Raw genomic sequence first — 24936 nt, 5'->3', positions numbered from 1 at the left:
TTTACATTTAGCCAAGCAGAGAGAAAAGAAAGTGGGAGCTAAGGCACAGTGAAGGGAAGCGACAAAAAAAGAAAACGCCTCCGCCAGATGATGACGGAGGCGTCGTGAATGAACGGATTAACGCAGGCCGAGCTGGAAGATCAGCGTTTCTGCTTCGCAGGCGAAAACAAAATCAATATCCAGACGAACGCCTTCGGATTCCTCGGTAAAGGTTGGCGTAATTTGGCAAGGCTCAGACTCCACGCTACGCGCTTTTTCGGTTAACGCCGCCAGCGTCTCTTCAGCCTCTGCGCGGGTAGCGAATACGCGGCTGTATGACGCGGTGCAATCGGAGTTGTCCATGATGGTTCCAACGTCCATACAGCAGCAAACCGGGGTTTCATCAGCACTGCATTTACTCATTGTAGATTTCCTCTGTATTTGCACCCAGGGTGCCAGATAAACGATGGGGATATTTTACGCTCCCGGCATTCACCTCTCCAGTCGTTAATGGTGGGAAACGCGTTAAGTGACCGAAATCACACTTAAAAATGATCTAAAACAAAAATCGCGCGATCGGGTGACCGTTAAGCCCGCCGATTTTGCCAGCCAGATCTCGTTTCTAAGATCACAATTGAAAAAACTTATAAACATACTTGCAACATTCTAGCTGGTCAGACCTATACTCTCGCCACTGGTCTGATTTCTAAGTCGTACCGCAGACCCTACACTTCGCGCTCCTGTTACAGCATGTAACATAGTTTGTATAAAAATAATCAATGAGGTTATGGTCATGAGCCAGAAAACCCTGTTTACAAAGTCTGCTCTCGCAGTCGCAGTGGCAATCATCTCCACCCAGGCCTGGTCTGCAGGCTTTCAGTTAAACGAATTTTCTTCCTCTGGCCTTGGCCGGGCCTATTCGGGTGAAGGCGCAATCGCAGATGATGCGGGTAACGTTAGCCGCAACCCGGCGTTAATTACCATGTTTGACCGCCCGACGTTTTCAGCGGGCGCGGTTTATATTGATCCTGATGTTAATATTAGCGGGACATCGCCATCTCGTCGGACGTTAGATGCGGATAACATCGCGCCGACGGCCTGGGTGCCGAACGTCCATTTTGTCGCCCCGATTAACGACCAGTTTGGCTGGGGGGCTTCTATTACCTCTAACTATGGTCTGGCGACAGAGTTTAACGACACATACGCCGGCGGCTCGGTAGGCGGTACGACCGATCTTGAAACCATGAACCTGAATTTAAGCGGCGCTTATCGCTTAAATGAGGCCTGGAGCTTCGGCCTCGGCTTTGATGCGGTATACGCGCGTGCGAAAATCGAACGTTTTGCGGGCGATTTAGGCCAGTTGGTCGCGGCACAGAATCCGGCGCTGGCGCCGGTCGCGGGTCAGATTCCCAGCGACACCAAGATTGCCCACCTGAACGGTAATCAGTGGGGCTTTGGCTGGAATGCCGGTATCCTTTATGAACTGGATAAAAATAACCGCTACGCGCTGACCTACCGCTCGGAAGTCAAAATTGACTTTAAAGGCAACTACAGTAGCGATCTTCCCATCGCTATAAACCGCTTTAACCTGCCTATCCCAACGGCAACCGGCGGCGCGACGCAGTCAGGCTACCTGACGCTGAATCTGCCGGAAATGTGGGAAGTGTCCGGTTATAACCGTGTGGCGCCACAGTGGGCCATCCACTATAGCCTGGCCTATACCAGCTGGAGCCAGTTCCAGGAATTGAAGGCAAAATCGACCGCCGGCGATACGCTCTTTGAGAAGCATGAAGGCTTTAAAGACGCTTACCGCATTGCGTTGGGCACCACCTATTACTACGATGACAACTGGACGTTCCGTACCGGTATCGCCTTCGATGACAGCCCGGTACCAGCGCAAAACCGTTCTATCTCTATTCCGGACCAGGACCGTTTCTGGCTGAGCGCCGGTACGACTTACGCCTTTAACAAAGATGCGTCTGTCGACGTTGGCGTCTCTTATATGCATGGTCAGAGCGTGAAAATTAATGAAGGCCCTTATCAGTTTGAATCTGAAGGGAAAGCCTGGCTGTTCGGTACTAACTTTAACTACGTGTTCTAATCTCTTTCTGAAACGGATCAAAAAGGTGAGCATTGCGCTCACCTTTTTATTTACTGCCGTTTATTCCGAGTCGATCTCTTTGAGTTCGTCCTGAATCGCCTGCGCGTTCGGGTTTTCCTGCGGCTTGAGTTTTCCGCCATTGGCGATAAAGTCATGACGCTGGAAGTACGCCTCGCGCACCATAATATAAGGATCGGAAGACTGGCGCAGCAAACCATCGGAGTCCAGCAACTGCGCGCGGGTTTCTATCCCTTCGATAGTCCATTTTCCTATGGACATTGGCCAGGTCAACCACGAGAGCACCGGATACAAGGTATCCGCCATATCCCCGCCATCTTCACGCAGCGTGAAGCTGCCGTAGAACGGAAGTTGCATATAAGGCCCATACCCCACGCCATAATGGCCCAGCGTACTGCCAAAGCGATGCGGTTCAACGCGCTGCAGCTTAGGATTCGCCATTCCCGCGACGTCAATAAAGCCGCCCATCCCTAATAAGGTGTTCAGGAAGAAACGGGTGAAATGCACCATACCCTGATAAGGATCGCCCTGCAGGAAATAGTTCACCATGATCGCCGGTTCTTCGAGATTGCCGGTGAAATTACTTAAACCGTTACGCGCAGGCTGTGGAACATAATCACGCCAGGCGACCGCGACCGGCCGAACAACATACGGGTCCAGCACATTAAAGTTGAAATTGTACATGGTGCGGTTAAACCCTTCAAATGGGTCTGAACGCCCCTGCTGTTCTGTACCGGAACTCGCACACCCGACCAGCAGTGTGGTTCCCAGCGCCAGCGCCGACAGGCGAAGCTTCATAGATGTCTCCCTGTGAATTATGGCTATCGCTGATTGCCATCCATGACGGAACGCTACCGTATCCGCCTGTTTAGGTGTGAGCGATTTTAACAGCACGTCAAACGATGTCTATATGCGCGATCTCATTGCTCTGAGCATAGCCTGGTAACGCAACAACGTGACGGCCCTATTCTAACGAAACAGATAAAAACGAGCGTGATCATTTTTATTTTTTCGGAGAATGCCCCGGCCTGGGTAAATGAAAAACCGCTACGCTTTATTAATATGTGTTAATCAGCAGAGATCATCATGGATAGCCTTAACGACGATAAAATTAACCGGCAAAACAGTGACCTGGAAGTTGAAAGCGAAGAAAAACAAAGCGGTAAAGAGATTGAAGTGGATGAAGATCGTCTTCCTTCCCGCGCCATGGCGATTCATGAACATATTCGCCAGGATGGTGAAAAAGAGATGGAACGCGATGCGATGGCTTTGCTCTGGTCAGCCATTGCCGCAGGACTTTCTATGGGGGCATCACTCCTGGCGAAAGGAATTTTCCACGTGCAGCTTGAAGGCGTTCCCGGCGGCTTTTTACTGGAAAATCTCGGCTATACCTTTGGTTTTATCATTGTCATCATGGCCCGCCAGCAATTATTTACTGAAAATACCGTTACCGCCGTATTGCCGGTAATGCAAAATCCCACTCTGAGTAACGTTGGTCTGCTGATGCGCTTATGGGGCGTAGTCTTATTGGGCAACCTTATTGGCACCGGGGTTGCGGCGTGGGCATTTGAATATATGCCTATATTTGATGAAGAGACCCGCGACGCCTTTGTCAAAATTGGTATGGAGGTCATGAAAAATAGCCCAACGGAGATGTTTGCCAACGCGATTATCTCTGGCTGGATCATCGCCACAATGGTATGGATGTTTCCTGCTGCAGGCGGGGCAAAAATTGTGGTCATTATTTTGATGACCTGGCTTATCGCGCTGGGCGATACCACCCATATTGTCGTCGGTTCCGTTGAAATTTTGTATTTGGTTTTCAACGGCACGCTGCCCTGGAGCGACTTTCTCTGGCCCTTCGCCCTTCCCACACTTGCCGGAAATATCTGCGGCGGCACCTTTATTTTCGCATTAATGAGCCACGCGCAGATCCGCAACGATATGAGCAATAAACGTAAGGAAGAAGCGAGGCTACGCGGCGAGCGCCTGGAACGGGAGCGGAAAAAAGCGGAAAAACAGCGCTGAGTGGCGACGGTTTAACCAGTCAGGCGGCGCTACACTTACTCCGGCGAATAAAAAACGCTATACTGGCGCCGCGTTGTCCCCTTAGTTAAATGGATATAACGAGCCCCTCCTAAGGGCTAGTTGCAGGTTCGATTCCTGCAGGGGACACCATTGATACCCAGGACATTCTCTTCTTGCTGCATAACCTTTCGAGCGGTTCCCCTTTCATGTTACTTTTATTGCCCCTATGCAATATCACCGGACATGCCATACGCTCAGCAAAAAGTCGTCATCGGCCGGTTATGACCGATGACATGCTGATGTGGTCTAGAAGCGGTACTGCAACCCCGCGGTAACCGTATAGTTATTATTAGCTATACCTGCGGCATCGCCACCAAAATACGCCGTATCACCGCTGGTTTTATCTATGATTTGCGTACCGCCCTTACCTTCTTCATATTTACTGTAAGCAAACTCAGCAAAGATTTTTGCATTACTGGTAATATAATATCCGGCGTCAATAGACGCGCCATAATATCGTGAATTTTCCGTTTTTTCACGGAAGGTAAGTTTGCGCATGTAGTGTTCGTCATTATCATGCGCATTTACCCAGTCGCTGTATTTAAACAGTACATTACACTCAAAGTCATTAATACGATAATCACCCGCCAGCCCGATATAGGGCATTTCGAAACGCTGGCTATAACCTATGCCGCGCACGCCATGAGGAAAGTTACCAATATACCGACCATTATCATAAATATAAGACCCGCCTCTTGCCGTCCAGCTAAAACGGGTTTCCTGATAGCCCGCTGTCACGCCCGCCTTGTAGTTATCGCCCTGCAATAACCAACCTTTCACATTCAAATCGTATTCATTAGCATAGTTGGCGCTGGTGTCCGGATGAATTGAACGATCGGTCCAGCCTGGCTGCTCACTGCTCATCCAGTCATGGTCAACCATATGACCCGATCCCGACGCCAAAGATGTCCAGCCGCGGGCGTCCAGCGTCATGAACGAATAGGGTTCCCATGATAAATCCCCCTGCAACGTGGCGACATTTTTTATTTTCCAGTCCAGTTGACTAATCTTCCGCCCGGTGTCGGTATCATAAACCAGCTCCCTGGATTTACCATTTAACACTCCCACGGAAAGGGATGTCGTGACGCTATCAGGAGAGACGTCCGGAATAAATAAGGTAGACTCCGCATAAACCGACTCAGAAAATACGGCGATCATCATTACTGCAATAGCATGTTTTTTCATTTCTCTTGTCCTCATATTCAGATGTAATCTGGAGAGGTGATGAAGTTTTCATCTTGTCAAATCGTCGGACAAGAGTACATTTATTACGCCAGAGAACTTGACGCATTTTTACCTTATATTGAAGTTAAGAAATAGAATTTGATGCTCAGGTGAATAATAAGCAATCTATAATCATAATGGAATGATTTACCATTACGGTGATGTGACGTTATCTGGCTAACGACATCGTTGCTGTTGTTGTCAGCCAGATTGAAAGTAACTGTAATATCAGAATTTATAATGTTCTTTACTTAGACCATATTTTTTCATGCGCAGATAAAGTTTTTTACGGGGAATTTGCAGATACTCCGCCACTTCATTAATTCGTCCCTGATGAATATTTAATGCTTCGGTAATAATTTGTCGCTCATACTCTTCAACGCGCCGGTCAAGCGGGCTCGGCTCCTGAAGAAGCAACTGCGGGTTGACCGTTTCCGCCAGTGGCAGCACGCCAACAGCAAAAAGCTCTGCCGCATTAGCCAGTTCGCGCACATTGCTTGGCCAGGCGCGTCGCATTATTCCTTTCAGTAATTCCCCCGCTATTTCCGGCACTGGATGATTGAGTCGCAGGCAGGCTTTTCGAAGATAATGGCGAAATAACGGCTCGATATCATCCGGTCGCTGAGAAAGAGACTGGCAGGCGATTTGGGTCATGGCGAAACAGTAGTAAAGCTCGGCCGCAATCTGGTTAGCTGCCGCCTGCTCCACCAGCGAAGCGCTGCCAACGCCCACCAAACGAAAAGGCCGATGCTCCAGGCTTTGTAAACGCGCCAGATGGTGCTGCTGTTCGCGTGTCAGATATTCGGGATGACTCAACACCAGCGTGCCTCCTTGCGCCTGGTCGATGAATGTCTCCAACTGCCCGGCATTCTCTGGCGTGAGTTCATAGCGTACAAACGGCCCTTTCGCGTTACGCCCCAGTTGATGGAGATAACGGGCGCCAGTCATACGTCCAGTGCCATGCTCACCGTAAAACCATACGGCAATATCCGTTTCCGCCAGTAGTTGTAACCGTTGTCGAAACTGATTCATCCACTCGCTGCGCCCAATCAGTTCAACCTGTAACGTCTGCTGGCAATATTGCCGCCGTGCAATGACCGACCGGCGCTGGCGTAGCGCGTCTTCAATTAATATCAACAGCTTGCCCGGATCGACGGGTTTTTGCAGAAAATCCCAGGCGCCCTTTTTCACCGCATCAACCGCCATCGGTACATCGCCATGTCCGGTAATCAATAAGATTGGCAGTTGATCGTCATCCTGATGAAACAGCGTCATAAGATCGATACCGGAACACCCCGGCATACACACATCGCTCAAAACGATCCCCTCCCAATCCGCTTTTACCCACTCTTTGGCCTCGAAAGGATGGGTAAAGCCACGCACGCGGTAGCCTGCCTGCTCAAGCATTTGGGTATAGGCGTCAAGTACATCAACGTCATCATCAATCAGCAAAATAGAACATTCATCATTCAACATCATCGACATCCGTTACCGAGAATTGCAGCACTACGCAAGCGTTACGCGTCAGCGTCAGCGTCGACGCCAGACGCAGATCGCCCTTCATTTGCGCCATCAGCGACACGCTAATCGACAGCCCAATACCCAACCCGACAGCTTTACTGGTGGTAAACGGCTTGAGTAAAGAGGGCAACAACGCCACAGGCCAGCCAGGGCCGTTATCTGCAATATAAACCTCCAGCGCCTCTCCCTGCGTCTGCCACGTCACCGCGATAGCCGCATCATGCGAACAGGCGTCAAGCGCATTCGCCAGCACATTCACCAGAACCTGCTGAATACGCACTTCATCGCCGCTAACCCATACGGTGTCGGTTGGCAGTGAAAGCGCTCCCTGCCGGGATTGGTGGCGCATGGCTAATAACTCCCATGCCGCCACGAAGGTTTGGCGCAGATCAACGGGATACAATGGCGTTTCCAGCTCCGCCCGGCGGGTAAACTGCCGCAGCGAACGGATAATGGCGTCAATCCGGTTAATGAGCCCTTCCGCTTTGGTGAGCGTATTTCTCGCCTGTCCGCTCTGACCTTGTTCAATCGCGCGTCCCGCCGTAAATAAATACATTGAAAGCGCATTCAGCGGCTGGTTAATTTCATGCGCCAGCGTGGTCATGGTCTGGCCGACTACCGCCAGTTTCGCCGTCTGAATCAACTCATCCTGCATGGCGCGCAGGTCGGCTTCTATCTCTTTGCGCTCGGCGACCTCTTGTTCAAGCTGCCTGCGTTGCATATTGAGCTGGCCCAGCGTATGACGTAGCAAACGGGCTATCCGTCCTAGCTCATCGCGCCCGTAAACCGGGATAGTCGAGTCGGTTCTCCCCAGCCCTATCTGTACCACAGCCTGATTAAGCGCGGTAAAACGCTTTACCAGCCGGGAACGGATAAAATAGTGGTTGAGTCCCCAGGCCAGCAGCAACGCCAGGAGCGTCGCCACTAAAATAAGCCCGCCGCTAACGCGAACAATCTGTTCCAGGCGTTGATTGAACGTCTGCATTTGCTGGTGACTACTACCTAACTGCGCCTCAAGCAGCGTGCGAAAGCGCCCTAGCGTAGCCTCTCTGGCGCGGCTGGCGTCCAGTAAGGCTTTTTGCGCCGCAACATAATCGCGCATGGTATCGGGCATCTTATTTTTTACCATCCCGATTTCCAATAGTTCGTCGATGGTTTGCCGTAGCGTGATCGTACTGGGCCAGTCATCCAGCGCACGAATATTCTCATCCGCCGTTTTTTTTTAGGTTTTCCAGATAGCGAATATGGGTCTCCACCAGCATCCCGTCATTATTGCCGGACTTGAGCTCATTCAATCTGTCGCGCAGGTCATCAACAATCTGATTTTCAATTCGCGCCAGGGTATATACCTGCTGCTGCTCATTCTGCACCTCGCGCGAACGTTGCAAATACTGTGCTGCATCGCCCTGATTCGCCTCAATTTGATCGAGTAGCGTCCCTTGCTGCCAGGTAAAATCCTGTACCAGCGAATTTAGCTCCGTGGTGAAATCATCATGGAGCCAGTCGATGCGAGCGGAAAGCTCACTGACTTTCTCCCGCACCAAAAACATGTTGTAGAGGGCGTTGTCCAGCTCCGCCAGCAAGGTCCGGCTATCCTGTAAAATGACGGCCAGTTGCCGGCGCTCAGCAAGCTGAAGCCCCTGACTGAGACGCTCAATCTTATCCAGATGCTGAATAATCTGTGTACGTAACTGCAAACGTACCGTCGTGTTCGGCGCCAGCAAAAATTCATTGAGTTGATCCACGGCCAGATTCAGGTTCCCCTCAATTAAAAAAGCGGAGTGGATGCGAGGAAAATATTCATCAAGCGAATAGCGAACCTGCGAACTTTGCTCATGCCAGGAATAAAGGCTGACCATACTGACAATCAGCGTCAGTAATGCGCCCGTTAAAAATGCGCCCCGTAAACTGTTGCTGATACTGAGCTGACGAAGCCGTTGCAATAATCTCCCCTTCATTTCAGCTCTTCCAGTTTGTGAATCGCCAGCCGCTGATTGTTCAGAAACCAGATCTGCCACTCCATCATTTTTTGTTCGGCAAAGCTTTTATTATCAAACTGCGCCAGCCAGGTTTCATCTTCGCTGCTTGCCGCATCCACCGGGACGCTGGTCAATAAGGCTCTGATTTCAGGTAAGGGGCGTTTAAGCCGCGTTTCTGCGCTGTGCAACGCTCGCCATGCATCTTTAAGCTGCGCGAGACGAAAACTGATCGCGGTATCAAACATGCGTTGTACCAGTTGCTGACGCTTCAGGATCAGACGATAGTTCAACGGCGGCTGGGCCATCAAACGCTGTTGTTGCGCGGCGCGAGGATTATCGGCGCTAAGCGGTGCGACGGGATACTTACCGGTATTCGCGTCAGCCAGTATCCTTTGCCCTTTCGGACTTAATAAGTAATGAATAAAAGCACGCGCTTCGTCTGCATGACGGCTGTTTTTCAACACCGCGACGTAAGTGGGCGACACCGCAGAATACGGGAAATAGGTAAAAGCAAGATTAGGATCGTTAAGTAGCAAATTAGCATAGTTATCAATGACCGGCCCGGCAACGCCAAGCCCGCTTTTGATTTTATCCGCTACGCCGAAACTGCGAGAGGAAATCGTGACCAAATTACCCGAGATTGCCAGCAGCGTCGCCCATCCTGCCGTCCAGCCTTTTTGCTGCAACAGCGACTCCACCATCAAATGATTGGTGTCTGAACGTGACGGACTGCTCATTAATAGAGCGCCCTGGTAACTGGGCAGGCCCATATCCTGCCAGTCGGCAGGCGGCGGAAGATGGCGCGCAGCGAGCGCTGAACGATTGATCAATAGCCCAAATCCGGATACCGCTACCGCCACTGAAGTTGAGCGGATAGAACGCGGCACCAGCTTCTGGCTGGCGGCAGGCGCGCTATCCAATAGCGCCAGCTTTTGGTGCTCCTGAAGGTGTTGCAACAGCATGGGGGATGACGTCAGGATCAGATCGACATTTTCCGCATTCGCCGTATCAAGTAATTGCTCTAAAGAACCGCTGGTACGGTTGAGCGTACGAATCATGACGGAACCCGGCTCCGTCTGCCAGCGCTGGATAATCCAGGCGGTCGCGCTGGGTGAAAAGGTCGTTGCCATCACCAGCTCGCGGCTGTACGCCTGGCAAGAACCGAACATTGCCGCCAGCCATAGCGTAAAAGCGCCCACTCTGGCGAAACGACTACAGCATGAGAAAAGTCGATTTGTGATCCCGTTCATAAATATCGATATCACATAAAGAAAATATTGAGACAAAACTTACCCTTTTATTTCTGTTGGCATCCAGAACAACGTTATTTGAATAATAACGGGTCCGTCGCCCGAAAACATCAATAAAGCGTATCAGATCACTGGCAGCAAATTTGTTAATATCCGCACATGCTAACGATAAAACGGCCATGCCAATAATTAAAGTTTCATCACACCCTTCAGGATGGGTCAAAAATAACCTTTAAATTCACCCAATTGAGTCAATTTTGACACATTTCTTCGACTTGAATTTTATTGTCACTCCTTTCACTCTACCGACAAAACCTCCTGATGTTCATCTCACTATAAAATACAGGTGACTCCATGTTAACAATATTAAAAACAGGGCAATCGGCGCATAAAGTCCCACCGGAAAAAGTCCAGGCCACATATGGTCGATATCGTATACAGGCATTGTTAAGCGTATTTCTGGGATATCTCGCTTACTATATAGTCAGAAACAACTTCACATTATCGACGCCTTATTTAAAAGAGCAATTGGATCTCAGCGCTACGCAAATCGGCCTGCTGAGTAGCTGTATGCTTATTGCTTACGGAATCAGTAAAGGCGTAATGAGCAGTCTGGCGGATAAAGCCAGCCCAAAAGTCTTCATGGCGTGCGGTCTGGTACTCTGCGCGATTGTTAACGTTGGGCTGGGATTCAGTAGCGCATTCTGGATATTTGCCGCTCTGGTGGTCTTCAATGGCCTTTTTCAGGGCATGGGCGTCGGCCCCTCGTTTATTACTATTGCAAACTGGTTCCCTCGTCGGGAGCGCGGACGCGTAGGCGCCTTCTGGAATATCTCGCATAACGTTGGCGGCGGGATCGTCGCGCCTATCGTCGGTGCGGCTTTTGCGATATTGGGCAGCGAACACTGGCAAAGCGCCAGTTATATCGTTCCGGCCTGCGTCGCCGTCATTTTTGCCTTAATTGTTCTGGTCTTGGGAAAAGGTTCGCCGCGCGAAGAAGGTCTTCCCTCCCTGGAACAGATGATGCCGGAAGAAAAAGTCGTACTGAAAACGAAGAATACGGCAAAAGCGCCGGAAAATATGAGCGCATGGCAAATCTTCTGTACTTATGTGCTGCGCAATAAAAATGCCTGGTATATTTCGCTGGTGGATGTCTTCGTCTATATGGTGCGGTTTGGCATGATTAGCTGGTTGCCTATCTATCTGTTGACAGTAAAACACTTTTCAAAAGAACAGATGAGCGTCGCGTTTCTCTTTTTCGAGTGGGCGGCGATTCCCTCCACGCTACTGGCAGGCTGGCTGTCAGATAAACTGTTTAAGGGCCGCAGAATGCCGTTAGCCATGATTTGCATGGCGCTGATTTTTGTCTGTCTGATCGGATACTGGAAAAGTGAATCTTTGCTGATGGTAACGATTTTCGCCGCCATTGTAGGTTGTCTGATTTACGTCCCGCAGTTCCTCGCGTCCGTACAGACAATGGAGATAGTCCCCAGCTTTGCCGTAGGTTCCGCCGTCGGTTTACGTGGGTTCATGAGCTATATTTTCGGCGCCTCGTTGGGCACCAGCCTGTTTGGTGTAATGGTGGATAAACTTGGCTGGTACGGCGGATTTTATCTTCTGATGGGCGGCATCGTGTGCTGCATTCTATTCTGTTACCTCTCCCATCGCGGCGCGCTGGAACTGGAACGCCAGCGCCAGAATGCGTTACATAATCAGGACTCACTGCAGCTTGCGGACGCGCAATAAACGATTAGCCTTCCTGGGGAACAGAAGCGCCGACATTGTCGGCGCTATCTATTCACTGGCATCGTATATACCCAAAATAATTCGAGTTGCTTAAAGGCGGCAAGGGAGTGAGTCCCCAGGAGCATAGATAACGATGTGACTGGGGTGAGCGACAAATCTGCCGGGAGCAGATTTGAACGTCACGTGCGACGGCCCGTCAGAGCGAGGCCCATCGATGGGCCGAGTAATCCGTAGCCAACACATCAGCAACTTGAAGTATGAAGGGTATGTACTGACTAACGCTTACCGTATCCCACCATAAAGCGAATAATTAACCCACATGCCGGTGCGAGAAAAAGCAATAATCCGCTAACGATGTCATCGCCATCCTGCAACCATACATTGAGTAAATAAATCAGCGCGGCAAGGATAACCATTCCCGTAAAAGAAGAAACCGCAGAAAAAGCCCCCATCACCTGACCGATATAGCCACTCACGGCAAGTATACTTATTGCAAGAAATGTCCATAAATAGATCATCTATAATACCTCCTGTCTATGGCAAGGCTTCCATATAGCCTTACGGTCCCTCTCACTTCTCCTTTAAGATAAACCTTATCAGCCCGTCATTTCCATAACATTTATCTCACATTTTATTTTTTTAATCATTTTTCAATGACCTTCGTCTGAAATAAAATTATCACTGTAAAAACAATGCATTAAAAATAATGATTAGCTTATTTTTGCTACGGGAGAAATATTTACGCTTCTTGATAAAGAATTTCTGGGCGCGAGTAAATAACTGGTGGTACATTAGCCTGCCTGGCGTTCATGCCCTCGTGGTTTAGTACTGACTTAGTTTTACACTCCTTACGGGAACCATTGTCGTACATGATGGCCTAACTATACGTAAATCATTCAAGTTACCCTGATGAGCTTACTCAAGTAAGTGCTTCGGATAAGCGAACGCAACTTGAAGGATGATGCGTATTTCAGAGTGTACCGCTGCGGATAATGACTCTTCTGCGATACATTATTTTCGTATCTACAGAAGGTATTTTATGTTTCCTCAAAGCAAATTTTCACGCGCGTTTTTGCACCCGCGCTACTGGCTGACGTGGTTTGGCGTTGGCGTCCTCTGGTTACTGGTGCAGCTTCCCTACCCGGTTTTGCGTTTTCTGGGCACCCGCACCGGTAAACTGGCGCGCCCCTTCCTGAAGCGACGTGAGTCAATCGCCCAGAAAAATATTGAACTCTGTTTTCCGACCCTCTCCCGGGAAGAAAGGGAAAAACTGATCGCCGAGAATTTCCACTCTCTTGGCATGGCGCTGCTTGAAACGGGCATGGCCTGGTTCTGGCCTGATAACCGGGTTCGCAAATGGTTTGATGTGGACGGGCTGGACAACCTTACCCGTGCGCAGGCGCAAAATCGCGGCGTAATGGTCGTTGGCGTGCATTTTATGTCGCTGGAATTGGGAGGCCGGGTAATGGGTCTCTGCCAGCCGATGATGGCGACCTATCGTCCGCATAACAATCCGCTCATGGAGTGGGTGCAGACGCGCGGTCGTATGCGCTCAAATAAAGCGATGATCGGCAGAAACAATCTGCGCGGCATTGTGGGCGCGCTAAAAAAAGGGGAAGCCGTTTGGTTTGCTCCCGACCAGGACTACGGCCCTAAAGGCAGCTCCTTTGCGCCATTTTTCGCGGTTGAAAACGTCGCCACCACCAACGGCACCTATGTACTGTCCAGGCTGTCTGGCGCCGCCATGTTGACCGTTACAATGGTAAGGAAATCCGATAACTCGGGTTATCGTCTGTATATTACCCCTGAAATGGAAGGTTACCCGGCAGATGAAAATCAAGCCGCTGCCTATATGAATAAAATTATTGAGAAAGAGATCATGCGCGCCCCGGAGCAATATCTCTGGATCCATCGCCGTTTCAAGACTCGCCCGTTGGGGGAAGCGTCACTCTACATCTGAAAAAGGCCGCAAGGCCTTTTATTTTGGCATTTCGCATTGTCATAATATTCATATCGTAAATTACTCATTCCTGCTTTTAGCGATAAGTCTCCTGTTTACAGGCGATTTTTTACTGTGTCGGCGGCGTCGCTCAATAGCGATTCATCACTGTCAGAAATTAAACTGTCGCCGATTCCCGACACTTGTAAGTTACTAAAAGTAAATAAGAAAATGCCTCTTGTTTCACCTCATTTTTAGGCGTACATTAGCGCCGTCTGGAGCGATGACGCGCAGAATTCTGAGGTGATGCAGGCGGTCGAAACACGAATAATTCTCAATTTCGTATTGTCCGGCATCAACTCTCTATAATCAGGTAAGTGTAAGTTCATTTAGGCGTACGACAGGTACGCGGAGAGATGAAACGTGAAATATTTCTTTATGGGCATTTCATTTATGGTCATCGTTTGGGCCGGTACTTTCGCCCTGATGATTTAAAAGTACAATGCAAAGAAAAACAGGAGCCATGGGGCTCCTGTTTGCTTTTCTACTCCGTGCTCGCTTCAACGGGTTTTGGATGTGACGGCAGCACGCCATCGGCGCGGAACATCGCTTTAATCCCTCTGACGGCCTGGCGAATGCGGTCGCGATTCTCTATTAATGCAAAGCGTACATGGGTGTCGCCATAATCACCAAAGCCTATCCCTGGAGAAACGCAAACCTTCGCCTCATTCAGCAGCTTCTTGGCAAACTCAAGCGATCCCATCGCCGCATATTGCTCCGGGATTTTCGCCCAGACGTACATTGAGGCTTTCGGCATTTCAACCATCCAGCCCGCCTCATGCAGCCCCTTCACCAGCACATCGCGACGACGTTTATACTGCTCGGCGATATCGCGCACGCACTGCTGATCGCCTTCCAGAGCGGCGATAGCCGCCACCTGAAGCGGGGTAAAGGTGCCATAATCGTGATAACTTTTAATGCGCGCCAGCGCGCTGACCAGGGTTTTATTGCCCACCATAAACCCAATACGCCAGCCCGCCATATTATAGCTTTTCGACAGTGTGAAAAATTCAACCGCCACGTCGCGCGCGCCGGGCACCTGCATAATGGATGGCGCTTTCCAGCCGTCGTACACGATATCGGCATACGCCAGATCGTGCACTACCAGCACATCATAACGTTTAGCCAGAGCGACCACTTTTTCAAAAAATTCCAGTTCGACGCACTGAGCCGTAGGGTTAGATGGAAAACCCAAAATCATCATTTTCGGTTTCGGATAACTTTCGCGAATAGCGCGCTCCAGCTCGTTGAAGAAATCCACCCCCTCGACCAATGGAACCGAACGCACCTGCGCCCCGGCGATAACGGCGCCATAGATATGAATCGGGTAACTGGGGTTCGGCACCAGTACCGTATCGCCATGATCCAGCGTCGCCAGCATTAAATGCGCCAGTCCCTCTTTGGAACCGATGGTCACAATCGCTTCGGTTTCCGGATCGATATCGACATCATAACGTTCCTGATACCAGTGAGAAATCGCGCGGCGTAAACGCGGTATGCCGCGAGACGTGGAATAACCGTGCGTATCCGGACGCTGCGCGACGGTGCAAAGTTTTTCGACAATGTGGGGAGGGGTTGCGCCATCAGGATTACCCATACTGAAATCAATAATATCTTCACCGCGCCGACGCGCAGCCATTTTGAGTTCAGCGGTGATGTTAAAAACATAGGGCGGAAGGCGATCGATACGCGTAAAGCGACGTTCAGGGCGGAAGTCAGCCATAATATCCTCAGATTAACGTTAGCGCCCGGACCGTCCGAGCGACGCTGCCACGATGGTGGCTCCTTTAGAAAATAGCCTGAAAATTTTCTTCCTGTCGAGAGGCTAATGAAAATATTTTTTAGCGACGAAAAAAGAGGAACAAGCGTAAAAATTTACCTTTTAAGCATGTCAGTTATAGCATCAAACAAATCATATTATTAACAACTTAATATCATTGAATTTACCTAATGTGTTACAGCCGACGATAATTTCCTGTCAATAAACCTTATCTCAAATAATCCCCTTTTGATTTTGTGGTTTTTCCTCTTTAACCAAAATCCTTACTAATGATAATGGTATTCGATCATGTCATATTGCGGTATTTTTCAGGGACATTTCCCCGAAAATGAGGATCCTTTCCAGCAAGATGCCGCGATGAAACCGTAAATAAGGCAGCGAACCGGATACGTATAGTAAAATAAATCCCTGTTTTCGCCTGACTAACCGCCATGACATGATGACTCAACGCGCTGGTGTTTGACCTTTCGCTCAGCAAGAGTAAAGTGAAATAATTCAGACAGTTGAAGCATTCATGCACAGGAAAGGCAATGAAAAAAACCGCGTGAGGCACGCGGTTTGAGACTGACAAGAGAATGTTTAATTGCCTGATGACGCTGCGCTCATCAGGCCTACAGATGACACACTATTGTAGGCCGGATAAGGCGTTTATGCCGCCACCTGGCTTATAGAATATGACCTAATGTCTGGCGCAGATGCGCGCCGGAACCTAACAAGCCAGGATTATCATGGACAATCAGATAAACCGGAATACCGTGTACATAATCTTTAAAGCGGCCTTTATCTTCAAAGCCCCCACGGAAGCCGGACGCTTTAAAAAATTCCAGGAAGCGCGGGACAATACCGCCAGCGATATAAACGCCGCCAAATGTCCCCATGGTTAACGCCAGATCGCCGCCAAATCGCCCCATGATGACGCAAAAGAGCGACAACGCGCGGCGACAATCGATACAGTTATCCGCCAGGGCGCGTTCGGTAATATCTTTCGGGCGCAGATTCTCCGGCAGACGGTTGTCGGACTTAACAATCGCCCGGTAAAGATTCACCAGCCCCGGGCCAGACAGCACGCGCTCGGCGGAAACGTGGCCAATTTCGGCGCGCAATATTTCCAGAATCATAGCTTCTTCTTCGCTATTAGGCGCAAAATCGACATGCCCGCCTTCGCCCGGAAGGCTAATCCAACGCTTATCCACATGCACCAGATGCGCCACGCCCAAGCCGGTTCCCGCGCCATACACCGCAATAGGTTTGCCGTCTACCGGTTCGCCGCCGCCGAACTGAATTAAATGCTCTTTTTTCAGCATCGGGATCGCCATCGACACGGCGGTGAAATCGTTGATGATTTCCAGATGGCTAAAGCCGAGATTTTTTTTCATTTCCGCAATAGAAAAAGCCCAGGTATGGTTAGTCATCGCTACCCAGTCACCGGTAATCGGGCAGGCTATGGCGATACAACCATCTTCCACGCTGACGCTATGCTCATCGAGATAAACGCGCACCACGGCCTCAAGACTGGGATAATCCAGGCCGGAATACGTTTTGGCCTGCGAGATTTCTCCACTGGCGATATCACACAGGGCAAGACGCGCATTCGTGCCGCCTACATCTCCTACTAAAGCATACTTTGTCATTCTTCTACTGCTCCGCTAAAGTCAAAATAAGTCTTTGTCACACTGTAAATTCATGGGGGCATAACAACAACGGCCATCAGGCTGACTGCCTATAAATATAGATCTTCATCACAGAATTACTTTCTTGTTTCAGCACCAATTGCAGCAATGCCGTCGGGCAGGCTGTGCAAAATAGGTATACGACCCCGTGTAAGGAAGAGATTATGTTCCACCCGCGTGCCCGAACGATGCTGCTGCTGTCGCTCCCCGCGCTGATTATTGGCGTAGCGTCAAGCCTGGTTTTAATCGCTGCGATGAAAGTCGCGTCGGTTTTTCAGCAATTTCTTTGGCAACGACTGCCCACCAGCATCGGCATCGCTTATGATTCGCCGTTCTGGATAGTGGGTATGCTCACGCTAACCGGGATCGTGGTGGGTTTGATTATCCGTTACAGTCCCGGACACGCTGGCCCCGATCCGGCCATCGAACCGTTAATCAGTATGCCGGTCTCGCCATCTGCGCTACCCGGGCTGCTTCTCGCCTTAATCATCGGCCTTGCTGGTGGGGTAAGTTTGGGGCCAGAGCATCCGATAATGACAATAAATATCGCGCTGGCGGCGGCTTTCGGCTCCCGCCTGTTTCCGCGTATCACGGCGTTAGACTGGACGATTCTGGCCTCAGCGGGCACCATCGGCGCGCTGTTCGGCACGCCCGTCGCCGCAGCGCTGATTTTTTCGCAAACACTTAGCGGCTCTAACGATATTCCCATGTGGGATCGCCTGTTTGCGCCGTTAATGGCGGCAGCGGCGGGGTCACTCACCACCAGTCTGTTCTTTCATCCGCATTTTTCGTTACCCATCGCCCATTACACGCAGATGCGGCTGGTGGACATTGCCAGCGGAGCGATCGTCGCGGCGATCGCCATTGCCGCCGGGATGGTCGCCGTCTGGTGCCTTCCGCGTCTGCATGAGTTGCTGCACCGACTGAAAAATCCGGTCCTGATTCTCGGCATTGGCGGTTTTATACTGGGTATTCTGGGCGTCATTGGCGGGCCGCTTACCCTGTTTAAAGGCCTGGACGAAATGCAACAAATGGCGTTTAGCCAGACGTTGGGCGCGGGAGATTATTTTACCTTAGCCGTCGTCAAACTCACCGCGCTGGTCATCGCGGCGGCGAGCGGCTTTCGCGGCGGGCGCATTTTTCCGGCTGTGTTTATCGGCGCGGCGCTGGGGCTCATGCTCCATGCCCATGTTGAGGCCGTACCCGCGGCGATTACCGTCTCCTGCGCGATTCTTGGCTTAGTGCTGGTAGTGACGCGCGACGGCTGGCTCAGTCTGTTTATGGCGGCAGTCGTCGTACCGGATACCAATCTGCTGCCGCTGCTCTGCATTGTGATGCTCCCCGCCTGGCTATTGCTGGCGGGAAAACCGTTGCTGGCCGCCAACCGTCACGAACCCTAATCCGGCGCAGCGGGGGCCATTATCCCCCGTTGCGGGCTTCCAGCGCCCGGGTCACGGTACGCAGTAATTCCGGCAGATCGGCTTTTGGCAACATCACTTCAATAAATGACAGACGTTGTGGGCGCGCCAGACGTTCGAGGACCTCTGCCAGTTGGATAGCCTGCGTCACCCGCCAGCACTCCGCCTGTTGCGCCGCGTTTAGCGCCGGTGGTATCTGCGTCCAGTTCCAGCTCGCGATGTCGTTATACCGCTGGGCCGCGCCGTGAATGGCGCGCTCTACGGTATAACCGTCATTGTTGAGCAGCAGGATAACCGGCGCCTGCCCGTCGCGTAACATCGAGCCCATCTCCTGAATCGTGAGCTGCGCCGCGCCATCGCCGATAATCAGAATCACCCGCCGATCGGGGCAGGCAGTTTGCGCGCCAAACGCGGCGGGCAAGGAATAGCCGATAGACCCCCACAGCGGCTGAACCACAACTTCCGCGCCGTCAGGAAGCGACAGCGCGGCAGCGCCAAAGGCGGCGGTCCCCTGGTCGACAAGGATAATATCTCCGGGTTTGAGATACTGCTGTAAGGTTTGCCAGAAGCTTTCCTGGGTCAGTTCTCCCTTATCAATCCGCACTGGCTGTCCGGCGGAACGCGTCGGCGGCGGCGCAAAAGCGCATTCCAGGCACAGTTCGCGCAGCGTAGACACCGCCTGCGCCATCGGGAGGTTGAACCAGGTTTCGCCGATGCGCGACGCGTAAGGCTGAATCTCCAGCGTGCGTTCCGTCGGTAATTGTTGGGTAAATCCGGCCGTAAGGGTATCGACAAAACGGGTGCCGACGCAGATAACCCTATCGGCGTCCTCTATGGCCTGACGCACTTCTTTGCTGCTGGCGCCAGCGCTATAGGTGCCAACGAAGTTCGGGTGCTGTTCATCAAAAAGCCCCTTCCCCATCAGTAGTGTCGCATGAGCGATGGGCGTTTCCGCCATCCAGCGCTGCAACAGTGGTCGTAAACCAAAACGCCCGGCAAGAAAGTCGGCCAATAGCGCAATGCGCCGACTGTTCATCAGGCACTGACGGGCGTGGTAACGAAAAGCCGTCTCCACGCCGCTTTGCGCTTCATGCACGGGCAACGCCAGCGCCTGCGTAGGCGGGATGGCCGTTTTTTTCGCCACGTCGGCGGGCAGCATGATGTATCCTGGCCTGCGTGCGACAAGCATTTCACCCAATACGCGGTCAATCTCGAAACAGGCGTTCTGTTCATCCAATATTGCGCTGGCAACAGATATCGCCTGACTCATGCGATAAAAATGACGAAAATCGCCGTCGCCGAGGGTATGGTGCATCAATTCGCCACGCTGCTGCGCAGCGCTACAGGGCGCGCCGACGATATGCAAGACCGGGACATATTCCGCGTAACTGCCCGCGATACCGTTAATAGCGCTAAGTTCTCCCACGCCAAAGGTAGTGAGTAGCGCTCCAGCGCCCGACATGCGCGCATAGCCGTCCGCGGCATAAGCGGCGTTCAGCTCATTGGCGCATCCCACCCAACGCAGGGTCGGGTGGTCAATCACATGGTCAAGAAACTGCAAGTTATAATCGCCCGGTACGCCAAAAAGATGGCCAATGCCGCATCCTGCCAGTCTGTCCAGCAAATAGTCGGCCACGGTATAGGGGTTTTGCATGACAGCTTTCCTTCTGACGTTGACATTATGTTGAGTATTAAGGAATGCCGATGGCTGTCCAGCACGGTGGGGATGAAAGCCTGGAAAACAATGTTTACAGCGGCAAACAGTAAAAGCCGGATACCGCCTGGCGAGTGTAACCGTATACACTATTTATTCACGCCACAGGGGGAAAGGTCATGATTTATCAGCCCGATGAAAATCGTTATCACACAATGGAGTATCGTCGCTGCGGGCGCAGCGGCATCAAACTTCCCGCCATTTCACTGGGGTTATGGCACAACTTCGGCGATGCGACACGGGTAGAAAATAGCCGGGCGCTGCTGCAACGCGCGTTCGATCTGGGCATTACCCACTTTGATCTCGCCAATAATTATGGGCCGCCGCCGGGCTCCGCAGAATGCAATTTTGGCCGCATTCTGCAGGAAGATTTTTTACCGTGGCGTGATGAATTGATCATCTCCACCAAAGCGGGCTACACCATGTGGGATGGCCCTTATGGCGACTGGGGTTCACGGAAATACCTTATCGCCAGCCTCGATCAAAGCCTGAAACGTATGGGGCTGGAGTATGTCGATATCTTTTATCACCATCGTCCCGATCCCGAAACGCCGCTTAAAGAGACGATGAAAGCGTTAGATCACCTTGTGCGCCACGGCAAAGCGTTGTACGTGGGGATCTCTAACTATCCTGCCGATCTGGCCAGACAAGCTATCGATATTCTGGAGGATCTCGGCACGCCTTGCCTGATTCATCAGCCTAAATATTCGCTTTTTGAGCGTTGGGTAGAGGACGGGCTGCTGGCGCTGTTGCAGGAAAAAGGCGTCGGCAGTATTGCCTTCTCGCCGCTGGCGGGCGGGCAGCTCACTGACCGTTATCTGAATGGCATTCCGGAAGATTCCCGCGCGGCGAGCGGAAGCCGTTTCCTTAAACCAGAACAGATTACCGCCGACAAACTGGAAAAAGTTCGCCGGTTGAATGAACTGGCCGCACGACGGGGCCAAAAATTGTCTCAGATGGCGCTCGCCTGGGTGCTGCGTAACGATAACGTTACCTCGGTACTGATTGGCGCCAGCAAACCGTCGCAAATCGAAGACGCCGTAGGAATGCTGGCCAATCGCCGTTTTTCGGCGGCGGAATGTGCAGAAATTGACGCTATTCTGGAGGGCCGGTTTTAGCAAAAAATGCTCTCCTTCATGATTTAAGAGTTAAGGCGATGAAACAAATCTTTACTGCTTTGTAATATTGCATTAACAGGCCGGCGACGGCTCGATCGTGAAGGAGAGAAAGTATGTTCAGGTCACTGATTCTGGCGGCAGCCTTGCTGGCTTTTACACCGCTTGCCGCGAATGCGGGCGAAATCACCCTGTTGCCCTCAATAAAATTACAGATTGGCGATCGCGATGATTACGGTAACTACTGGGACGGTGGTCGCTGGCGCGACCGTGATTACTGGCACAACCATTATGAATGGCGTAAAAATCGCTGGTGGCGCCATGACAACGGCTATCATCGCGGCTGGGATAAGCGTAAAGCGTATGAACGCGGTTATCGGGAAGGCTGGCGCGATCGCGACGATCATCGCGGGCGAGGCCGGGGTCACAAACATCATCACTAAGCCTCCTGCTGAATAATAGCCCGATGACGTTCACGCATCGGGCCTGCTATCTTTCTGTCTTTATGACAATCCCATCACCGTTCCAACCAGCAACCAGATATTCAGGGCGACGACCAGCACGACAATTATCCAGCCAACCTGTTTTACCCGCCGCGTGTTCACCAGCTCGCCCATTAGCGTAGCGTTACTGGTGAAAATCAGGAGCGGCACCAGCGCCAGCGCAATACCAAAACTCAGCAGCACCTGGCTCATCACCAGAATTCGGGTAGGGTCCAGCCCCATCAAAATCACAATAAATGAGGGCAGCATGGTAATGGTGCGCCGTACCCACAGCGGAATGTGAAAACGGACAAACCCTTGCATCACCACCTGCCCCGCCAGAGTCCCTACCACAGTGGAGGAAAGCCCTGCCGCTACCAGACTAAGACCAAACACCGTTGCCGCCGCATGGCTTAGTAACGGTTCCAGCGTCAGGTATGCCTGATCGAGGTCGGCGATGCCGGTGTGGCCGCTAAAATGAAACGCCGCCGCGGCGGTCGCCATCATTGCCAGATTGACAAAACCGGCAATCGTCATAGCAATAGCGACATCCCATTTCGTTGCTGAGTACCGTTGTTGCCGCGTTCCGCCGTGCAGATGCTGTGTTAATGACGAGTGCAGATAAATCACGTGCGGCATAATCGTCGCGCCAAGCACGCCGGCGGCTAAGAATACGGCTTCCGGGTTCGGTAGCGCCGGGATAACCATTCCTTTGCCGAGCTGCGCCATATCAGGCTGAGAGAAAAACAGTTCCACAATGTAAGCGGCGGCGACAAAAAGCAGTAAACCGCCGATGACTTTTTCAAGCGGTTTTTGACCGCGGCGTTGTAACATTAAAATCAGAAACGTCGCGATACCGGTCAATACCGCGCCCTGTAATAAAGAGACGCCCAGGATCAGCTTAAAACCTATTGCCGCGCCGATAAATTCAGCTAAATCGGTGGCCATCGCGATGATTTCCGCCTGTACCCAGTAAAACCAGACTACCGGGCGCGGATAATGGTCGCGAATTTGCTCCGCCAGGTTCTTGCCCGTGGCGATTCCGAGTTTTGCCGAGAGGATTTGAATCAGCATCGCCATCAGGTTCGCCCAGACCACCACCCAGAGTAGCTGGTAGCCAAAGCTGGCGCCGGCCTGAATATTGGTCGCGAAGTTACCGGGATCGATATAACCAATCGCGGCAATGAACGCAGGTCCCATTAATGCGAGCCTTAGCTTGCGCGCCGCCCGTCCGCTGCTATTCTCTACGCGATTGTCAGTCATCTTTTGCCTCAAAAACATAGCCTTTGCTATGTTTCATGCTATGTTTATTGATAATGATTATCAAGTGCATTTCAATGGGTACGGGTGATTACTTTGATAGTGTGAAACGATAGACCGATACGATGACGACCTGCATCAGAACAGTTTGGCTTAACATTACAAGATTAGCACACTGATATAACTTTTCATTTTCATATTCAGTACAGTAAAAGTGTATTACAGATCACTAATTTTGAATCTCGTCACAGGTCCTTATTATAGTGTGTGTTGGATCTCGTTTTCTTTACGGCTGTTGCATAGAATGTGCACGAAAATTAAACCTGCCTCATATTTGGAGCAAATATGGACCGCGTCCTTCATTTTGTCCTGGCGCTTGCCGTTGTTGCGGTACTCGCACTGCTGGTTAGCAGCGACCGTAAAAAAATTCGCATTCGTTACGTCATTCAGTTACTTGTTATCGAAGTATTACTGGCCTGGTTCTTCCTGAACTCGGATGTTGGCCTTGGCTTCGTAAAAGGTTTCTCCGAGATGTTTGAAAAACTGCTCGGATTTGCCAACGAAGGGACAAACTTCGTCTTTGGCAGTATGAACGATCAAGGTTTGGCGTTCTTCTTCCTGAAAGTATTGTGCCCGATCGTCTTTATTTCCGCGTTGATCGGTATTCTTCAGCATATCCGCGTTCTGCCAGTGGTCATCCGCGCTATTGGTTTCCTGTTGTCCAAAGTAAACGGTATGGGCAAACTGGAGTCTTTTAACGCCGTCAGCTCGCTGATCCTCGGCCAGTCTGAGAACTTTATCGCTTATAAAGATATCCTCGGCAAAATGTCCCGTAACCGCATGTACACCATGGCGGCGACCGCAATGTCGACCGTTTCCATGTCTATCGTGGGCGCGTATATGACCATGCTGGACCCTAAATATGTGGTCGCAGCGCTGGTTCTGAACATGTTCAGCACCTTTATCGTTCTGTCGCTGATCAACCCCTATGTCGTTGATGCCAGCGAAGAAAATATTCAGATGTCGAACCTGCATGAAGGCCAAAGTTTCTTCGAAATGCTGGGCGAGTACATTCTGGCAGGTTTTAAAGTGGCGATTATCGTCGCGGCGATGCTGATCGGCTTCATCGCGCTGATCGCGGCGCTGAACGCGCTGTTCGCAACGGTTACCGGTTGGTTCGGCTACAGCATCTCCTTCCAGGGCATTCTGGGTTACATCTTCTACCCGGTCGCATGGGTAATGGGCGTACCGTCCAGTGAAGCGCTGCAGGTAGGAAGTATCATGGCGACCAAACTGGTTTCCAACGAATTCGTGGCGATGATGGATCTGCAGAAAATCGCCTCTACCCTCTCTCCACGCGCTGAAGGCATTATCTCCGTCTTCCTGGTGTCCTTCGCGAACTTCTCTTCCATCGGTATTATTGCGGGCGCGATTAAAGGCCTGAACGAAGAGCAAGGCAACGTGGTTTCCCGTTTTGGTCTGAAACTGGTTTACGGTTCTACGCTGGTGAGCGTACTGTCCGCCTCTATCGCGGCGCTGGTACTGTAAGTCTGGGTTTAATGCAGAAACCGGGGAGCTATCCCCGGTTTTTT

19 protein-coding genes, 1 tRNA gene and 1 pseudogene are annotated in these 24936 nt (G+C 51.3%); 10 read left to right on the top strand and 11 right to left on the bottom strand.

Translation table 11 applies throughout. The features are described from left to right. Window positions 1–117: 117 nt before the first annotated feature. Entirely contained in the window at window positions 118–402 is a 285-nt protein-coding gene (locus J4728_RS09100; protein ID WP_000030904.1) for a YfcZ/YiiS family protein, read from the bottom strand. Window positions 403–772: 370 nt separating this feature from the next. On the opposite strand from J4728_RS09100, the gene fadL reads away from it, so the two are divergent. After that, window positions 773–2080, top strand: a complete 1308-nt coding sequence (gene fadL / locus J4728_RS09095) for a long-chain fatty acid transporter FadL (protein WP_023139370.1) — start codon at window positions 773–775, stop codon at window positions 2078–2080. Between the two features lie 60 nt (window positions 2081–2140). On the opposite strand, the gene mlaA is transcribed toward fadL, so the two are convergent. Further along, on the bottom strand, window positions 2141–2896 hold the full coding sequence (mlaA, locus tag J4728_RS09090) for a phospholipid-binding lipoprotein MlaA (protein WP_000776787.1): 756 nt from the start codon (window positions 2894–2896) through the stop codon (window positions 2141–2143). 288 nt (window positions 2897–3184) lie between these two features. On the opposite strand from mlaA, the gene J4728_RS09085 reads away from it, so the two are divergent. Both J4728_RS09085 and J4728_RS09080 read left to right on the top strand, forming a co-directional pair. Continuing rightward, window positions 3185–4126 carry a formate/nitrite transporter family protein gene (locus tag J4728_RS09085; RefSeq protein ID WP_208211629.1) on the top strand — a complete coding sequence of 314 codons (942 nt, stop codon included), beginning with the start codon at window positions 3185–3187 and terminating at the stop codon, window positions 4124–4126. 75 nt (window positions 4127–4201) lie between these two features. Then, window positions 4202–4276, top strand: a tRNA-Arg gene (locus J4728_RS09080). A 156-nt stretch (window positions 4277–4432) separates the two neighbouring features. On the opposite strand, the gene pgtE is transcribed toward J4728_RS09080, so the two are convergent. From pgtE to pgtC, 4 genes and pseudogenes are all read right to left on the bottom strand, one after another. Then, on the bottom strand, window positions 4433–5371 hold the full coding sequence (gene pgtE, locus J4728_RS09075) for an omptin family outer membrane protease PgtE (RefSeq protein ID WP_000716009.1): 939 nt from the start codon (window positions 5369–5371) through the stop codon (window positions 4433–4435). Between the two features lie 267 nt (window positions 5372–5638). After that, on the bottom strand, window positions 5639–6886 hold the full coding sequence (gene pgtA / locus J4728_RS09070) for a two-component system response regulator PgtA (protein ID WP_208211684.1): 1248 nt from the start codon (window positions 6884–6886) through the stop codon (window positions 5639–5641). Further along, window positions 6876–8889 (bottom strand): annotated as a pseudogene (gene pgtB / locus J4728_RS23940) (two-component system sensor histidine kinase PgtB). The gene pgtA and the pseudogene pgtB overlap by 11 nt, the downstream one beginning before the upstream one ends. Continuing rightward, the gene (pgtC, locus tag J4728_RS09055) at window positions 8886–10079 is read right to left on the bottom strand and encodes a phosphoglycerate transport regulator PgtC (RefSeq protein WP_000467983.1); all 1194 of its coding nucleotides are present in this window, start codon (window positions 10077–10079) and stop codon (window positions 8886–8888) included. The pseudogene pgtB and the gene pgtC overlap by 4 nt, the downstream one beginning before the upstream one ends. 435 nt (window positions 10080–10514) lie before the next feature. Here pgtC and pgtP point away from each other — a divergent pair, with 435 nt between their 5' ends. Next, complete coding sequence (gene pgtP, locus J4728_RS09050; protein WP_000955747.1) at window positions 10515–11906, top strand: phosphoglycerate transporter PgtP; 1392 nt, start codon at window positions 10515–10517, stop codon at window positions 11904–11906. Between the two features lie 275 nt (window positions 11907–12181). Here the strand turns inward: pgtP and J4728_RS09045 are convergent, their stop codons facing one another. Further along, entirely contained in the window at window positions 12182–12424 is a 243-nt protein-coding gene (locus J4728_RS09045) for a YfdY family protein (protein ID WP_000639889.1), read from the bottom strand. A gap of 521 nt (window positions 12425–12945) precedes the next feature. On the opposite strand from J4728_RS09045, the gene lpxP reads away from it, so the two are divergent. Together lpxP and ypdK are read left to right on the top strand one after the other, a co-directional pair. After that, on the top strand, window positions 12946–13866 hold the full coding sequence (lpxP, locus tag J4728_RS09040) for a kdo(2)-lipid IV(A) palmitoleoyltransferase (RefSeq protein ID WP_000484428.1): 921 nt from the start codon (window positions 12946–12948) through the stop codon (window positions 13864–13866). Between the two features lie 402 nt (window positions 13867–14268). Continuing rightward, window positions 14269–14340, top strand: coding sequence for a membrane protein YpdK (gene ypdK / locus J4728_RS09035; RefSeq protein ID WP_010723117.1), 72 nt, complete (start codon window positions 14269–14271; stop codon window positions 14338–14340). Window positions 14341–14389: 49 nt separating this feature from the next. On the opposite strand, the gene alaC is transcribed toward ypdK, so the two are convergent. Together alaC and glk are read right to left on the bottom strand one after the other, a co-directional pair. Beyond that, window positions 14390–15628, bottom strand: coding sequence for an alanine transaminase (gene alaC / locus J4728_RS09030; RefSeq protein WP_000763118.1), 1239 nt, complete (start codon window positions 15626–15628; stop codon window positions 14390–14392). 722 nt (window positions 15629–16350) lie between these two features. Then, entirely contained in the window at window positions 16351–17316 is a 966-nt protein-coding gene (glk, locus tag J4728_RS09025; protein WP_000170376.1) for a glucokinase, read from the bottom strand. Window positions 17317–17519: 203 nt separating this feature from the next. Between glk and J4728_RS09020 the strand changes: the two genes are divergently transcribed. After that, window positions 17520–18755 (top strand): ion channel protein, encoded by a 1236-nt coding sequence (locus J4728_RS09020; protein ID WP_208211625.1) that lies wholly within the window; start codon window positions 17520–17522, stop codon window positions 18753–18755. A gap of 19 nt (window positions 18756–18774) precedes the next feature. Here J4728_RS09020 and J4728_RS09015 read toward each other — a convergent pair whose 3' ends face one another. Further along, window positions 18775–20427, bottom strand: a complete 1653-nt coding sequence (locus J4728_RS09015; RefSeq protein ID WP_080214918.1) for an alpha-keto acid decarboxylase family protein — start codon at window positions 20425–20427, stop codon at window positions 18775–18777. 179 nt (window positions 20428–20606) lie between these two features. On the opposite strand from J4728_RS09015, the gene mgrA reads away from it, so the two are divergent. Both mgrA and ypeC read left to right on the top strand, forming a co-directional pair. Next, on the top strand, window positions 20607–21605 hold the full coding sequence (mgrA, locus tag J4728_RS09010) for an L-glyceraldehyde 3-phosphate reductase (protein ID WP_000640277.1): 999 nt from the start codon (window positions 20607–20609) through the stop codon (window positions 21603–21605). Window positions 21606–21718: 113 nt separating this feature from the next. Further along, window positions 21719–22045, top strand: coding sequence for a DUF2502 domain-containing protein YpeC (ypeC, locus tag J4728_RS09005; protein ID WP_000490091.1), 327 nt, complete (start codon window positions 21719–21721; stop codon window positions 22043–22045). Between the two features lie 60 nt (window positions 22046–22105). On the opposite strand, the gene J4728_RS09000 is transcribed toward ypeC, so the two are convergent. Next, a complete protein-coding gene (locus J4728_RS09000; protein ID WP_000131735.1) occupies window positions 22106–23347 on the bottom strand; it encodes an Nramp family divalent metal transporter in 1242 nt (413 codons plus the stop codon). A gap of 342 nt (window positions 23348–23689) precedes the next feature. Between J4728_RS09000 and nupC the strand changes: the two genes are divergently transcribed. Next, window positions 23690–24892, top strand: coding sequence for a nucleoside permease NupC (nupC, locus tag J4728_RS08995; RefSeq protein ID WP_000376347.1), 1203 nt, complete (start codon window positions 23690–23692; stop codon window positions 24890–24892). Window positions 24893–24936: the final 44 nt, after the last annotated feature.

Origin of the sequence: Salmonella sp. 32070601201500089SM (assembly GCF_017573605.1) — a bacterium.
GTDB classification, from domain to species: domain Bacteria; phylum Pseudomonadota; class Gammaproteobacteria; order Enterobacterales; family Enterobacteriaceae; genus Salmonella; species Salmonella enterica.
The sequence above is the reverse complement of the archived record's forward strand: the minus strand, read 5'-3'. Positions and strand labels throughout refer to the sequence as shown.

Bases quoted from the DNA above. Each gene is read 5' to 3' on its own strand.
- J4728_RS09100 (WP_000030904.1), bottom strand. From the start codon at position 402: ATGAGTAAATGCAGTGCTGATGAAACCCCGGTTTGCTGCTGTATGGAC.
- fadL (WP_023139370.1), top strand. From the start codon at position 773: ATGAGCCAGAAAACCCTGTTTACAAAGTCTGCTCTCGCAGTCGCAGTG.
- mlaA (WP_000776787.1), bottom strand. From the start codon at position 2,896: ATGAAGCTTCGCCTGTCGGCGCTGGCGCTGGGAACCACACTGCTGGTC.
- J4728_RS09085 (WP_208211629.1), top strand. From the start codon at position 3,185: ATGGATAGCCTTAACGACGATAAAATTAACCGGCAAAACAGTGACCTG.
- pgtE (WP_000716009.1), bottom strand. From the start codon at position 5,371: ATGAAAAAACATGCTATTGCAGTAATGATGATCGCCGTATTTTCTGAG.
- pgtA (WP_208211684.1), bottom strand. From the start codon at position 6,886: ATGTTGAATGATGAATGTTCTATTTTGCTGATTGATGATGACGTTGAT.
- pgtC (WP_000467983.1), bottom strand. From the start codon at position 10,079: ATGTTCGGTTCTTGCCAGGCGTACAGCCGCGAGCTGGTGATGGCAACG.
- pgtP (WP_000955747.1), top strand. From the start codon at position 10,515: ATGTTAACAATATTAAAAACAGGGCAATCGGCGCATAAAGTCCCACCG.
- J4728_RS09045 (WP_000639889.1), bottom strand. From the start codon at position 12,424: ATGATCTATTTATGGACATTTCTTGCAATAAGTATACTTGCCGTGAGT.
- lpxP (WP_000484428.1), top strand. From the start codon at position 12,946: ATGTTTCCTCAAAGCAAATTTTCACGCGCGTTTTTGCACCCGCGCTAC.
- alaC (WP_000763118.1), bottom strand. From the start codon at position 15,628: ATGGCTGACTTCCGCCCTGAACGTCGCTTTACGCGTATCGATCGCCTT.
- glk (WP_000170376.1), bottom strand. From the start codon at position 17,316: ATGACAAAGTATGCTTTAGTAGGAGATGTAGGCGGCACGAATGCGCGT.
- J4728_RS09020 (WP_208211625.1), top strand. From the start codon at position 17,520: ATGTTCCACCCGCGTGCCCGAACGATGCTGCTGCTGTCGCTCCCCGCG.
- J4728_RS09015 (WP_080214918.1), bottom strand. From the start codon at position 20,427: ATGCAAAACCCCTATACCGTGGCCGACTATTTGCTGGACAGACTGGCA.
- mgrA (WP_000640277.1), top strand. From the start codon at position 20,607: ATGATTTATCAGCCCGATGAAAATCGTTATCACACAATGGAGTATCGT.
- ypeC (WP_000490091.1), top strand. From the start codon at position 21,719: ATGTTCAGGTCACTGATTCTGGCGGCAGCCTTGCTGGCTTTTACACCG.
- J4728_RS09000 (WP_000131735.1), bottom strand. From the start codon at position 23,347: ATGACTGACAATCGCGTAGAGAATAGCAGCGGACGGGCGGCGCGCAAG.
- nupC (WP_000376347.1), top strand. From the start codon at position 23,690: ATGGACCGCGTCCTTCATTTTGTCCTGGCGCTTGCCGTTGTTGCGGTA.